At 31.7% G+C, this 13408-nt stretch carries 12 protein-coding genes; 4 read left to right on the forward strand and 8 right to left on the reverse strand.

Features of this window, described 5'->3' with window-relative positions; translation table 11 throughout:
- Positions 1 to 35: 35 nt before the first annotated feature.
- The 8 genes from ACFQ5N_RS05955 to miaB form a co-directional block, all read right to left on the reverse strand.
- Positions 36 to 614 (reverse strand): adenine phosphoribosyltransferase, encoded by a 579-nt coding sequence (locus tag ACFQ5N_RS05955; RefSeq protein ID WP_386808574.1) that lies wholly within the window; start codon positions 612 to 614, stop codon positions 36 to 38.
- Positions 615 to 763: 149 nt separating this feature from the next.
- Positions 764 to 2398, reverse strand: a complete 1635-nt coding sequence (gene groL / locus ACFQ5N_RS05960) for a chaperonin GroEL (RefSeq protein ID WP_386808575.1) — start codon at positions 2396 to 2398, stop codon at positions 764 to 766.
- 109 nt (positions 2399 to 2507) lie between these two features.
- Positions 2508 to 2786 (reverse strand): co-chaperone GroES, encoded by a 279-nt coding sequence (locus ACFQ5N_RS05965; protein WP_386808576.1) that lies wholly within the window; start codon positions 2784 to 2786, stop codon positions 2508 to 2510.
- Between the two features lie 160 nt (positions 2787 to 2946).
- A complete protein-coding gene (secG, locus tag ACFQ5N_RS05970) occupies positions 2947 to 3291 on the reverse strand; it encodes a preprotein translocase subunit SecG (RefSeq protein WP_386808577.1) in 345 nt (114 codons plus the stop codon).
- On the reverse strand, positions 3288 to 4085 hold the full coding sequence (locus ACFQ5N_RS05975; RefSeq protein WP_386808578.1) for a hypothetical protein: 798 nt from the start codon (positions 4083 to 4085) through the stop codon (positions 3288 to 3290). The genes secG and ACFQ5N_RS05975 overlap by 4 nt, the downstream gene beginning before the upstream one ends.
- Positions 4086 to 4089: 4 nt before the next feature.
- Complete coding sequence (locus tag ACFQ5N_RS05980) at positions 4090 to 4596, reverse strand: LptE family protein (RefSeq protein ID WP_386808579.1); 507 nt, start codon at positions 4594 to 4596, stop codon at positions 4090 to 4092.
- Between the two features lie 58 nt (positions 4597 to 4654).
- Positions 4655 to 5902, reverse strand: coding sequence for a sigma-54 interaction domain-containing protein (locus ACFQ5N_RS05985; RefSeq protein WP_386808580.1), 1248 nt, complete (start codon positions 5900 to 5902; stop codon positions 4655 to 4657).
- A gap of 4 nt (positions 5903 to 5906) precedes the next feature.
- Positions 5907 to 7340, reverse strand: coding sequence for a tRNA (N6-isopentenyl adenosine(37)-C2)-methylthiotransferase MiaB (gene miaB, locus ACFQ5N_RS05990; RefSeq protein ID WP_386808581.1), 1434 nt, complete (start codon positions 7338 to 7340; stop codon positions 5907 to 5909).
- A 224-nt stretch (positions 7341 to 7564) separates the two neighbouring features.
- Here miaB and topA point away from each other — a divergent pair, with 224 nt between their 5' ends.
- The 4 genes from topA (at position 7565) to porL (ending at position 13401) form a co-directional block, all read left to right on the forward strand.
- Positions 7565 to 10048 (forward strand): type I DNA topoisomerase, encoded by a 2484-nt coding sequence (topA, locus tag ACFQ5N_RS05995; RefSeq protein ID WP_386808582.1) that lies wholly within the window; start codon positions 7565 to 7567, stop codon positions 10046 to 10048.
- A 50-nt stretch (positions 10049 to 10098) separates the two neighbouring features.
- On the forward strand, positions 10099 to 11259 hold the full coding sequence (locus tag ACFQ5N_RS06000; RefSeq protein ID WP_386808583.1) for a formimidoylglutamase: 1161 nt from the start codon (positions 10099 to 10101) through the stop codon (positions 11257 to 11259).
- A 121-nt stretch (positions 11260 to 11380) separates the two neighbouring features.
- A complete protein-coding gene (gene porK, locus ACFQ5N_RS06005; RefSeq protein WP_386808584.1) occupies positions 11381 to 12733 on the forward strand; it encodes a T9SS ring complex lipoprotein PorK/GldK in 1353 nt (450 codons plus the stop codon).
- 32 nt (positions 12734 to 12765) lie between these two features.
- Positions 12766 to 13401: a type IX secretion system motor protein PorL/GldL gene (porL, locus tag ACFQ5N_RS06010; RefSeq protein ID WP_386808585.1), complete on the forward strand. Its 636-nt coding sequence runs from the start codon at positions 12766 to 12768 to the stop codon at positions 13399 to 13401.
- Positions 13402 to 13408 lie beyond the last annotated feature (7 nt).

The raw sequence follows: 13408 nt of genomic DNA on the forward strand, positions 1-13408 counted from the left end.
ACTAATCTGGCTTTTTTATATAGGTATTTTTAAAATTAAAATTCTAAAAGGGCTTTAATTTTTGAATTTGAAACATATTTTTGAAGTTCTTTTCGTCCTGGTAAAAAAGTAAGATCCATAATAAAGTTAAATCCGGCAATTTCAGCACCACATTTTAAAATTATTTCGGCAGCTGCACCTGCAGTTCCACCTGTTGCTAATAAATCGTCATGAATAAGTACTTTGTCTCCAGGTACAATTAACCTTTCTTGTACTTGAATTTCATCTGTTCCGTATTCTTTTTTGAAAATTTGAGTAATTACTTTTCCAGGTAGTTTTCCAGGTTTTCTAGCTAAAATCATTGGTGCTTTTGAAGCTTGCGCTAAATCAAAACCAAATAAAAATCCACGCGCGTCAAAACACAATATTTTATTGAATTCAAACTCGTTGTTTTCGTTTTTTGGTAGTAGTTCTTTTAAATAATGTGAAGTAACTGAAGCTAACTCTGGGTTAAATAAAATACTTTGGACATCTTTAAAATTTACACCTTTTTCAGGCCAATCTGGAAATGTTTTTATTTCAGAAGTTAATACTTTTCTACATTCTTCAATAGTTGTAATTGCTTCAATTTTCATTATTTATGGTTGTGAATTATACGTTTCAAAAATACTTAAAATTATCTTATACTAAATGTGAACAGCTAGTAATCTTTAATTTTTTCAATAAAAAAACCACTTGATTGCTATCAAGTGGTTTTAAATATTTTCTTTTATTAAAAGAATGATTACATCATTCCAGGCATTCCACCACCCATTGGAGGCATAGCAGGAGCCGGAGTATCTTCTTTAATGTCAACTAATGTACACGCAGTAGTTAAAATCATACCAGAAACTGAAGCAGCATTTTCTAATGCAACTCTTGTAACTTTAGTAGGATCAATAATACCAGCTTTTAGCATTTGAGTGTACTCATCTGTTTTAGCATTGTATCCAAAATCATTTTCTCCTTCCATAACTTTAGCTACTACAACAGAACCTTCACCACCAGCATTTTCAACAATTTGACGTAATGGCTCTTCAATAGCTCTTGCTAAAATTTTAATACCAGTTACTTCGTCTAAACTATCTGAAGTGATTGATTTTAATACTTCAATAGTTCTAACTAAAGCAACACCACCACCGGCAACAATTCCTTCTTCAACAGCAGCACGTGTTGCGTGTAATGCATCATCTACTCTGTCTTTTTTCTCTTTCATTTCTACTTCACTTGGCGCACCAACATATAAAACTGCAACACCACCTGCTAATTTAGCCAAACGCTCTTGAAGTTTTTCTTTATCGTAATCTGAAGTTGTAGTTTCAATTTGAGTTTTAATTTGTGCAACTCTAGCTTTAATAATATCTACATCACCAGCACCATTTACAATAGTTGTATTGTCTTTGTCAATAGTTACTCTTTCAGCAGTACCTAACATTTCTAAAGTAGTGTTTTCTAAACTTAAACCTCTTTCTTCAGAAATAACAGTTCCACCAGTTAAAATAGCAACATCTTCTAACATTGCTTTTCTACGGTCACCAAAACCTGGAGCTTTTACAGCTGCAATTTTTAATGCACCACGTAATTTATTCATTACTAAAGTAGCTAAAGCTTCTCCTTCAACATCTTCAGCAATAATTAATAATGGTTTACCGCTTTGGGCAACTGGTTCTAAAATTGGAAGTAAATCTTTAAGGTTTGTTATTTTCTTTTCAAATAACAAAATGTAAGGATTTTCTAAGTCAGTTAGCATTTTGTCTGCGTTTGTAACAAAGTAAGGAGATAAGTATCCTCTATCAAATTGCATACCTTCAACAATATCAACATATGTTGTAGTTCCTTTTGCCTCTTCAACAGTAATTACACCTTCTTTTCCAACTTTTTCAAATGCTTCAGCAATTAAATCACCAATAGTATCATCATTATTTGCTGAAATAGATGCAACTTGTTTTATTTTGTTTGATTGGTTACCAACTTCTTCAGATTGTTCTTGTAAGTTTTTAACAATAGCTTCAACAGCTTTGTCAATTCCACGTTTTAAATCTAATGGATTTGCTCCTGCAGCAACGTTTTTTAAACCTTCTTTTACAATTGCTTGTGCTAAAACGGTAGCAGTAGTTGTTCCGTCACCGGCTAAATCGTTGGTTTTTGAAGCTACTTCTTTTACCATTTGAGCTCCCATATTTTCAAGAGAATCTTCTAATTCAATTTCCTTTGCTACGCTTACACCATCTTTTGTTATTGATGGGCCACCAAAAGCTTTTCCAATAACTACATTTCTTCCTTTAGGACCTAATGTTACTTTAACTGCATTTGCTAAAGCGTCAACACCACGCTTTAATCCGTCACGTGCTTCTATATCAAAAATTATATTTTTTGCCATTTTAATTATATTTTTTTGCAAAATGCTGTTGGCTTTGCGCCTTTGCTTTTTGCTGATTTTTATAAGTTTTTTTGAGCTAATTACAACCGTAAATAGCTATATATGAAATTTAAACAATTGCTAAAATATCACTCTCTCTCATAATTAAATACTCAGTACCTTCTAAAACAAGTTCAGTACCTGCATATTTACCGTATAAAACTGTATCACCAACTTTCACAGTCATTGGCTCATCTTTAGTTCCGTTTCCAACGGCTAAAACTGTTCCTTTTTGTTGCTTTTCTTTTGCTGAGTCTGGAATTATAAGTCCAGAAGCGGTAGTTGTTTCGGCTTCAACAGGTTGTAATAAAACTCTATCTGCTAATGGTTTAATGTTAATTTTATTCATTTTTATAATTAGTTTAAAAATTATTAATTCTTGAATTAAACTTCCCAAAATTGTGCCAATGTGCGATTACTGACAAATGTGCTTTTTACAGAATTTTGGGATAAAAAAAATGCCAACGTGTCACAACACATTGGCATTTATAAATATTTTATTTAAAATATTATTGAACTGAATCTTGCGAAACTGGTTCAGTAGCAGGAAAGCTTTCTACATCCTGTACCTCACGGTTTTCAATAGTATTTTCAATTTCAGAACTTGTATCAACAGTATTAATTCTTGGTGCTGCAAAGTTAGATAATAAAATAAGTGCTAATAACACTATTGAAAGTGTCCAAGTACTTTTATCTAAAAAATTTGTTGTGTTTTGAACACCTCCTAAAGATTGTGTTCCTCCTCCTCCAAAAGAAGAAGATAATCCACCACCTTTTGGGTTTTGAACCATAATGATTAGTATTAGCAAAAATGCTACTATCATAATAAGTACTAAAAATAGTGTATATGTCATGACTTGTTTTTTTGTAAAGTTTTTATTGCTTTAATTCGGTCTGCAAAGAAACCACTTTTTTCTGGATATTTCAAACTTAAAATGCGATACGCTTTTATAGCGCTTCCGTATTTTTTTTGTTCTAGGTACACTTTGGCTAAAGTTTCGGTCATTAAACTTTCGTTTTCTTCTGTTTGCTTAGGTGTAATATCTTGAAAAACAGCGTTTTTATCAACTGGTTTTATTTTTGGTTTGGCTTCAATAAATTTATCTATAAGATGAAATTTATCTTCGTTTTTTGTGTTTTTTTTAGTTGTATTTGTTTGAATTTCTGTTCTGTCAATAGTTTTTTTCGAAATTAATTGCATCCATTCATTAAATGAATGAGGTTCAGTACTTTTAAATTGAATTGGTTTTCCTATTTCTAAAAGTTCTTCAATAGCATCATTTTGTGTTGCAGGTGTATTATTTTCTTCTACTGTAATTTCTTCAATATTTTCTTGTAAAGCCTCAATTGTTTCTGGATCAATAACTTCAATTTCTTCTAAAACATGAATTTCTTTATACGTGTTTTTAATAAAGTTTTGTGATGTGATAAAATCAAAAAGAACTTTACGATCGGTTGTGTAAGCAGCTGTTTTTTTAAGTGCTTGGTTGTATTTAAAACTGTTAGTTGTTTTAAGTGCTTTTAATTGAATAGCTCTGGCAGATTGAAAATAGGGATACATTTCAATAACTTCATTTAAAAGCTCGGTTTTTGAAGCGTTAATTTGCGATGGGTTTTGTAGTAAGTTAGTAAAGTCTGTGCTGTTCATGAGTTTACCATTTTGCTACTGAAGCGTTAAAAATATCTTGTGTTATACGTTCCAAAATTTCATCATAAGCATCTGTTAACAATGTACCTGTAAGTGATTGGTCTCCATCAAAATCATAATAAAATGAGAACGTTTGCTCAAAATTATCTTCTTCTAATTTATTGTTATAGAAACGAACATTTACAGTAATTGTAATTCTGTTTTGTGATGCTGTTTGTTCAGCCGTAGCTGTCATTGGATTTATTTTGTAGCCCGTAATTTCACCTTCAAATTGTAAGTCACCATTAGATTTTACAAGTTCTAAATTGGTTTGTGTTAAAAACTTATCTTGAAGCGCCAAAGTAAAAACAGTACTTAAAGTAGGTTCTACCAAAATGGCATTGTTAGGAAAATAATCTATTTGAACTGTTTTTACATCAGGGTGTAAGTTGGTTCCTGTAAAAGAATAAATACCACAGCTTTGAATGGTAAATGTTAGAACAAAAAGAAGAAGGATACTAAGTTTTTTCATTTATAATAGTTGTGATACTGTGTAAAAGTACTAAATTTATTAATAGTTGATAAAAGAATTATAAATCGTATTGTTTAATTTTTCGGTACAGTGTTCTTTCTGAAATTCCTAATTCTTTGGCAGCCATTTTGCGTTTGCCGTTATTACGTTCTAAAGATTTTTTTATCAATTCAATTTCTTTGTCTTGAATAGATAGGCTTTCGTCAGCATCAATAGTTTCAGCAAATTCGTACTCATCATCTATATTGCTATTGTTTGCGTAAGAATCTTGAAGTCTTACAACTTCAATTTGATTTTCTTTTGGCTGTTCAATAGTTTTTTCACTGTAAATTTTTTGAATCAAATGTTTGTTTTCTTCTTTTACTTTAACAGTGTCGTCACTTTTCATTAAATCAAGCGTCAATTTTTTTAAATCGTTAATGTCATTACGCATATCAAATAAAATTTGATACATAATTTCTCTTTCTGAAGAAAAATCACTTGCCGATTTATTTTCGTCAATTACTGAAGGTAAGTTGGTTCCTTTGCTAGGTAAATACTGCATTAAACTTTGACTATTTATTTGCCTATTTTCTTCAACAACTGAAACTTGTTCAGCAATATTTTTTAGTTGTCTAATATTTCCTGGAAAGCCATAATTTTCTAAAATTTTAACAGCGTCATCAGTTAATCTAATAGTTGGCATTTTATATTTTTGGGCAAAATCTGCAGCAAATTTTCGAAATAATAAATGAATATCATTTTTTCGTTCTCTTAGTGGAGGTAAGGTAATTTCAATAGTGCTTAAACGGTAGTATAAATCTTCTCTAAATTTTCCTTTTCCTATACCTTCGTGCATGTTTAAATTGGTAGCGGCAACAATTCTAACATTTGTTTTTTGAACTTGTGATGAACCTACTTTTATAAACTCACCATTTTCTAAAACACGCAATAAACGTACTTGTGTTGTTAATGGTAATTCACCAACTTCATCTAAAAAAATAGTACCACCATCGGCTACTTCAAAATATCCTTTTCGAGTGGTAGTAGCTCCTGTAAAAGCACCTTTTTCATGGCCAAAAAGTTCACTGTCAATTGTTCCTTCAGGAATAGCACCACAGTTTACAGCAATGTATTTTGCATGTTTTCTATGTGATAAATGATGAATTATTTTTGGAATACTTTCTTTACCAACTCCACTTTCACCAGTTACCAATACTGAAATATCAGTAGGAGCAACTCGAATTGCTTTTTCAAGTGCACGATTTAATTGTAAATCGTTACCAATAATTTCAAAACGTTGTTTAATTGCTTGTAGTGATTCCATAGTTTTAAACTTTTTTACCTAATAACGTAGCTGATGTGCAATCTTCAATATAAATATTTACAAAATCACCAATTTGTTCATCTCCTTTAGGGAAAATAACAGTAGCATTTTGTGTATTTCTTCCTTTCCAATGTGCATTAGATTTTTTTGAACTTCCTTCAATTAAAACTTCTACCGTTTTACCAACAAACTTTTTAGTGTTTAAATGGCTATGTTTTCTTTGAATTTCAATTATTTCAGCCAATCTTCTTTTTTTAACATCTAAAGGAACATCGTCTTTCATGCGTTTTTCAGCAGGAGTACCAGGTCTTTCAGAGTAAGCGTACATAAACCCAAAATCATACTTTACATATTCTAATAAGCTTAATGTTTCTTGATGTTCTTCTTCGGTTTCTCCACAAAAACCAGCAATCATATCTTGTGAAATAGAGCAGTCTGGTAAAATTCTTCTTGCAGTGTCAATAAGCTCAATATATTCTTCACGCGTATGTTGACGGTTCATTCTTTTTAATACAGAAGTACTTCCAGATTGAACAGGTAGGTGTAAATATTTACAAACATTTTTATGTTTGGCCATTACGTGAATTACATCAACGCTCATATCTTGAGGATTTGATGTTGAAAATCTAAATCGTGTGTTAGGAAATTCAGTAGCAGCTAAATCTAATAATTGCGCAAAATCAACTGCAGTAGCTTTTGCAATTTCAGAAGCGTTTTTAAAATCTTTTTTCAAGCCGCCGCCATACCAAAGATAACTGTCTACGTTTTGACCTAAAAGTGTAATTTCTTTATAATTATTAGTTACTAAACCTCTAATTTCTTCAATAATACTTTTTGGGTCACGGCTTCGCTCTCTTCCTCTTGTAAACGGAACCACGCAAAAAGTACACATATTATCACAACCTCTAGTTATGGAAACAAAAGCAGAAACACCGTTGCTATTTAAACGTACTGGAGAAACATCTCCGTAAGTTTCTTCTTTAGATAAAATTACGTTTACAGCATCTCTACCCGCAGAAACTTCTTCTAATAAATTAGGTAAATCTCTATATGCATCTGGTCCTACTACTAGGTCAACTATTTTTTCTTCTTCTAAAAATTTAGCTTTTAATCGTTCAGCCATACAACCTAAAACACCAACTTTCATTGCTGGGTTTATTTTTTTAACAGCGTTGTATTTTTCTAAACGTTTACGAACTGTTTGCTCAGCTTTTTCTCTAATAGAACAAGTGTTTACCAAAACCAAATCAGCTTCTTCCATTAAATTAGTAGTGTTATAACCTTCTTCAGATAAAATTGAAGCTACAATTTCACTATCATTTAAATTCATGGAACAACCATAACTTTCTAAATATACTTTTTTAGTGTTCTCTTTTTTATTTTCGGTTAAAAGTGCTTGACCTTGATTTTTTTCTACTATTACTTTATCACTTTTCATATATCCAAATTGATTTGCAAAGATATAACCAATAAATCAATAATGTGACATATTGGCAGAAAATTAGACGTGAAAAGTATGTTAAAAAAGGTTCTTTTTGAAACTTAAAATTTGTTTTTAAAAAAAAGAACCTACTTTTGCAGTCCGAAAACTCACAATTTTTTAATGTAATTTAATGTTAAAAAAACAGAGATTGTGGATATAAATACTTAAGAATAAGATATATGGCGAAGAATTTAGTGATAGTTGAGTCACCTGCAAAAGCAAAAACAATAGAGAAATTTTTAGGAAAAGATTTTCAAGTTGAATCAAGTTTTGGACATATTGCAGATTTACCTTCCAAGGAAATAGGGATAAATGTTGATGGAGATTTTATGCCAAAGTATGCAGTACCTTCAGATAAAAAGGCACTTGTAAAAAAATTAAAGGATTTAGCAAAAAAAGCAGAAACAGTTTGGTTAGCATCTGATGAGGATCGCGAAGGAGAAGCAATTGCTTGGCATTTATTTGAGCAGTTAAAATTAAAAGATGCTGCTACAAAAAGAATTGTTTTTCATGAAATTACAAAGAAAGCTATTTTAAAAGCTGTTGAAAATCCAAGAAGTTTAGATTATAATTTAGTAAATGCACAACAGGCTCGAAGAGTTTTGGATAGATTGGTTGGATACGAGCTTTCACCAGTTTTATGGAGAAAAGTAAAAGGTGGTTTATCAGCAGGTAGAGTACAGTCTGTAGCAGTGCGATTAATTGTTGAGAGAGAGCGTGAAATTGAAAATTTTAAACCAGTTGCTTCTTATAAAGTTGTAGGTGAGTTTATTTCATTAGACGGAAAAAAATTCAAAGCTTCTTTGGCTAAGAATTTTGATAAAAGAGAAGAAGCTGAAGCATTTTTAAATTCATGTTTAGGAGCTGATTTTAAAGTGAATGATTTGCAAAAGAAACCTGCAAAAAAATCACCTGCAGCACCATTCACAACTTCAACATTACAACAAGAAGCAGCTAGAAAATTGTATTTTCCAGTAGCTAAAACAATGATGATTGCGCAACGTTTATACGAAGCCGGTTTAATTACTTATATGAGAACTGATAGTGTAAACTTATCAGACGATTGTAAAAATGATGCACAGCAAGAAATAACTTCATCATATGGTGAAAGTTACAGCTTTCCAAGAAGCTTTAGTAACAAGTCTAAAGGAGCGCAAGAAGCTCACGAAGCAATTAGACCTACTAATATGAGTCAGCATACTGTTTCAGTTGATTATGATCAAGACAGATTGTACGATTTAATTTGGAAAAGAACTATTGCATCTCAAATGAGTGACGCACAATTAGAACGTACCAATGTAAAAGTTGGAAATTCTAATAACAATAAAATTTTCACAGCAAATGGAGAAATGATCAAGTTTGATGGTTTCTTAAAAGTTTACTTAGAAGGAAATGATAATGAAGATGAAGAACAAGATGGCATGTTGCCAACTTTAACTGTAGGAGATCAATTAAATAACGAGTACATTACAGCTACAGAACGTTATACAAAAGGTCCTTACCGTTATACAGAAGCTTCTTTGGTGAAAAGATTAGAAGAGTTAGGTATTGGAAGACCATCTACATACGCGCCAACAATTTCAACAATTCAAAGAAGAGAATATGTTGTAAAAGGAATGGTTGAAGGAGTTGAAAGAAATTATACACAATTAAAATTAGAAAATAACGCAGTTAGCAATACGTTGTTAACAGAAAAAGTTGGTTCAGATAAAGGAAAATTGGTTCCAACAGATATTGGAAATATTGTAAATGATTTTTTAGTGGCCAATTTTTCAAATATTTTAGATTTTGGATTTACAGCAAAAGTAGAATCTGAATTTGATGAAATTGCTGAAGGAAAGGAAGATTGGATTTCAATGATAAAAGATTTTTATACAAACTTTCATCCAGTGGTAGAAGATGTTGCCGCAAATGCTGATAGAGCAAAAGGTGAACGTTTGTTAGGAGTTGATCCAGAAAGTGGTAAAAATGTTTATGCACGTTTAGGACGTTTTGGGGCAATGGTTCAAATAGGTGAAGCTACTGATGAAGAGAAACCTAAATTTGCAAGTTTACAAGGAGATCAAACATTAAATTCTGTTACTTACGAAGAAGCAATGGATTTGTTTAAGCTTCCTAAAACTATAGGTAGTTATGAAGATACTGAGGTAATTGTTGCAGTAGGTCGTTTTGGACCTTACATTAAGTTTGACAAAATGTTTGTCTCTATTCCGAAGGATGAAAATCCTATGACAATAGATTTAGCAAGATCAATAGAACTTATTGAAGAAAAAAGATTAGCTGATGCTCCAATAGCTGAGCATGATGGATTACCTGTGCAAAAAGGAGTAGGGCGTTTTGGACCGTATTTAAAATGGAATGGTCTTTACATTAATGTTAATAAAAAATACGATTTTGATAATTTATCAGCAGCTGATATTGTTGAGTTGATTGAAGATAAAAAACGTAAAGACATTGAAAAAGTACTTCATAATTGGGAAGACGAAGGAATTAGAGTAGAAAAAGCCCGTTGGGGAAGATCTAACATTTTAAAAGGAAAACTAAAAATTGAACTTCCAAAAACAGTTGATGCCACTAAATTAACTTTGGAAGAGGTAAAAGATATAATTGAAAAAAAGACACCTAAAAAGAAAACAACGAAGCGTAAAACTAAAAAGAAATAATATTTTTAGCTATATTGCGTCGGAAAAATTAAAAGCTATAACCCCTGCACATGAATTTCGACTATTTAAAACCTGTTAAGGATGATTTATTGGCTCGCACACAAATGAGAGCTAATCAAAATTTAGGGCAAAGTATTGAAATTTATACGTCAGAAAAAGGGTTTCCAAACTTAGATCAAGTTAAAATAGCTATTGTTGGTGTTCTTGAAGGACGAGCTTCAGAAGAAAATTTTGGAGTTGGAGATAGTTTAGATGCTGTTAGAACAGCTTTATATGAGTTGTTTCCTGGAAATTGGCCAGTGAATGTTGCTGATTTAGGAGATATTCAGCAAGGAAACACCATACAAGATACTTACTTTGCTGTTAAACAATTACTTTCATATTTAATTAAAAGAAACATTATTCCTGTAATTATTGGTGGTGGTCAAGATTTAACATACGCCAATTACCGTGCGTATGATGAGTTAGAGCAAACAGTTAACTTAGTTGCAGTTGATAGTAAATTTGATTTAGGTTCTATTGAATCTGAGTTGAGTTCAACCTCCTATTTAAGTAGAATAGTGATGGATCAGCCTGCAAATTTGTTTAACTTTAGTAATATTGGGTATCAAACTTATTTTAACGCACAAGAAGAAATAGATTTGTTAGAAAGCCTGTACTTTGAAGCATACCGCTTAGGAGAAGTTTCTAATTCAATGCCAATTGTAGAGCCAGTTTTACGTGATGCAGATATTGTAAGTGTAGATTTATCGGCTGTTAAAAACTCTGAAGCCCCGGCAAATAACAATGCATCTCCAAACGGATTTACAGGTGCTGAAATTTGTGCAATTTCAAGATATGCAGGTATTAGTGATAAGGTTACTTCCTTTGGAATTTATGAATACAATGCACAACTTGATTCTAAAAATCAAACAGCACAATTAATTTCACAAATGATTTGGTATTTTATTGAAGGTGTAAATTACCGTGCGAATGACTATCCTTTCGGATTAAAAGATAGATATCAAAAATATATTGTTCCAATTGAAGACCAATTGTTGAACTTTCATAAAAGTAATAAAAGTGGAAGATGGTGGATGGAAATTGCCTTAAATGAAAGTAATAAATTTAAGCGACACACGTTAATACCATGTACATACGAAGATTATATAAGCGCCACCAATCAAGAAATTCCTGAAAGGTGGATTAGAACGTTAAAAAAGATAGTATAAAAAAAAATAATGATTAGATATACTAAAACTCGTTTTTTTATGTTTAAGTCGTTAAATAAAGTATTGTTTTTTAAAATAATTAGTAATAGGTTTGCGTAAATAGATTATGAATAAAATTATTATGAAGAGAATATCACTGTATATTTTATTATCCTTATTAATATATAGCTGTGGTTCAAGTGATCAGGGAGAGCTTACCGGAGTAAAATCAAAGAGTGAATGGCATTCTAAAAAACCTTTAGGAATGGTGTTAATTCCAGGAGGGTCATTTACAATGGGTAGACAAGATGAAGATGTTGCCGGTTCACTTAACTCACCAACCCGTACAGTTACAGTGCGTCCGTACTATATGGATGAAACTGAAATTACAAATGCTGAATACAAACAATTTGTATTTTGGGTACGAGATTCAATTGTTAGAACTGAATTAGCGTTATTGTCAGATTTAATGTCTGATGATACAAATATTGTATTGGAAGAGTATCAATTTAAAAATATTGATACAACAAATATGACACCGTACGAGAAATACATGATGAATAATTATGGAAGTATTGGAGATATGGATTCACCTTTGCAAGGCCGTTCTTTAGATTGGGATCCTGAATTGGTTTGGAACCCTAGCGAATTTCCTGATGAGTATTATTCAGAAGTAATGGACACTATGTACATTCCATTAGAGAATAGTTTTAATGGGAAAAGAATTTTAGATACCAAAAAATTAAAATTCAAGTACTCTTGGTTTGACAGCGAGTCTGCAGCAAGAGGGAAAGGAGAAAGAAAAGATTATATTAAATCTAAAGTAGTTGAAGTTTATCCAGACACAACTGTATGGGTAAAAGATTTTAATTATTCTTATAATGATCCAATGCACCAAGATTATTTTTATCACCAAGCTTATGATGACTATCCTGTAGTTGGTGTGCAATGGATGCAAGCTAAAGCATTTTGTAGTTGGAGAACTAAAATTAAAAATGATTTTTTAAGCACAAAAAAGAATTCAACAACTGTTCCGTATTTTAGATTAGCTACAGAAGCTGAGTGGGAATATGCGGCACGTGGTGGTTTAAACTTTTCAACATATCCTTGGGGAGGACCTTACACAACAAGTGATAGAGGTTGCTTTTTAGCTAACTTTAAACCTAGTAGAGGTGATTATGCAGTTGATGGCGCCTTGTATACTATGGAAGCAAAATCATACAATCCTAATGATTATGGACTGTATAATATGGCAGGAAACGTTTCAGAATGGACTAATACTGCATATAATGAAGGATCTTATAAAATGGGGTCAACTATGAACCCTAACGTAGAAATTGAAGATAATCATCGCAAAGTAATTAGAGGAGGGTCTTGGAAAGACGTTGCTTACTATTTAGAAGTAAGTACTCGAGATTACGAATACAAAGATTCAGCGAGAAGTTATATAGGATTTAGAACCGTACAAGATTTTCTTGGAACAACCTCAAATTAGTAATCAACCTTAAAAACATATAAATTTTTATTATGGCACAATCAAAAAATAAGAAAAAACTTTTTAATTACGCATACGGAATTGGAGCGGCAGTAGTTATTGTAGGAGCTCTTTTTAAAATTCAACACTGGCCATTTGGTAGTGAAATGTTAACTTTAGGTATGGCAGTAGAAGCAATTGTATTCTTCTTGTCAGCTTTTGAATCTGTTGAAGAAGATTTAGATTGGAGTTTAGTATACCCAGAATTAGCTGGAGGAGCAGATAAAGATCAAGATAGAAAAGATGCAAGTCAAGCGCAAAGCTTATTATCTTCTAAATTAGATGATATGTTAAAAGAAGCTAAGTTAGATGCTGGCTTAATGGAAAGTTTAGGACAAAGCCTTCAAAATTTTAAAGGAGCAGCTGATAATATTGCCCCAGCAGTTGACTCTATAGCAGCAACAAATAAATACAGTGAACAACTTTCATTGGCTGCAGTACAAATGGAATCTTTAAATAGTTTATATAAAGTTCAATTAGAAAGCACTAGTAGACAAGCTGAAATTAACCAAGAGATTAGTGAAAATGCTGCAAAACTAAAAGAGCAAATGGCATCTATGGCAAATAATTTATCATCATTAAACGGTGTTTATGGAGGTATGTTATCTGCAATGACTCCAAAAAACTAAAAATTAG

It is taken from the genome of Lutibacter holmesii (assembly GCF_042679665.1).
GTDB lineage: Bacteria > Bacteroidota > Bacteroidia > Flavobacteriales > Flavobacteriaceae > Lutibacter > Lutibacter holmesii.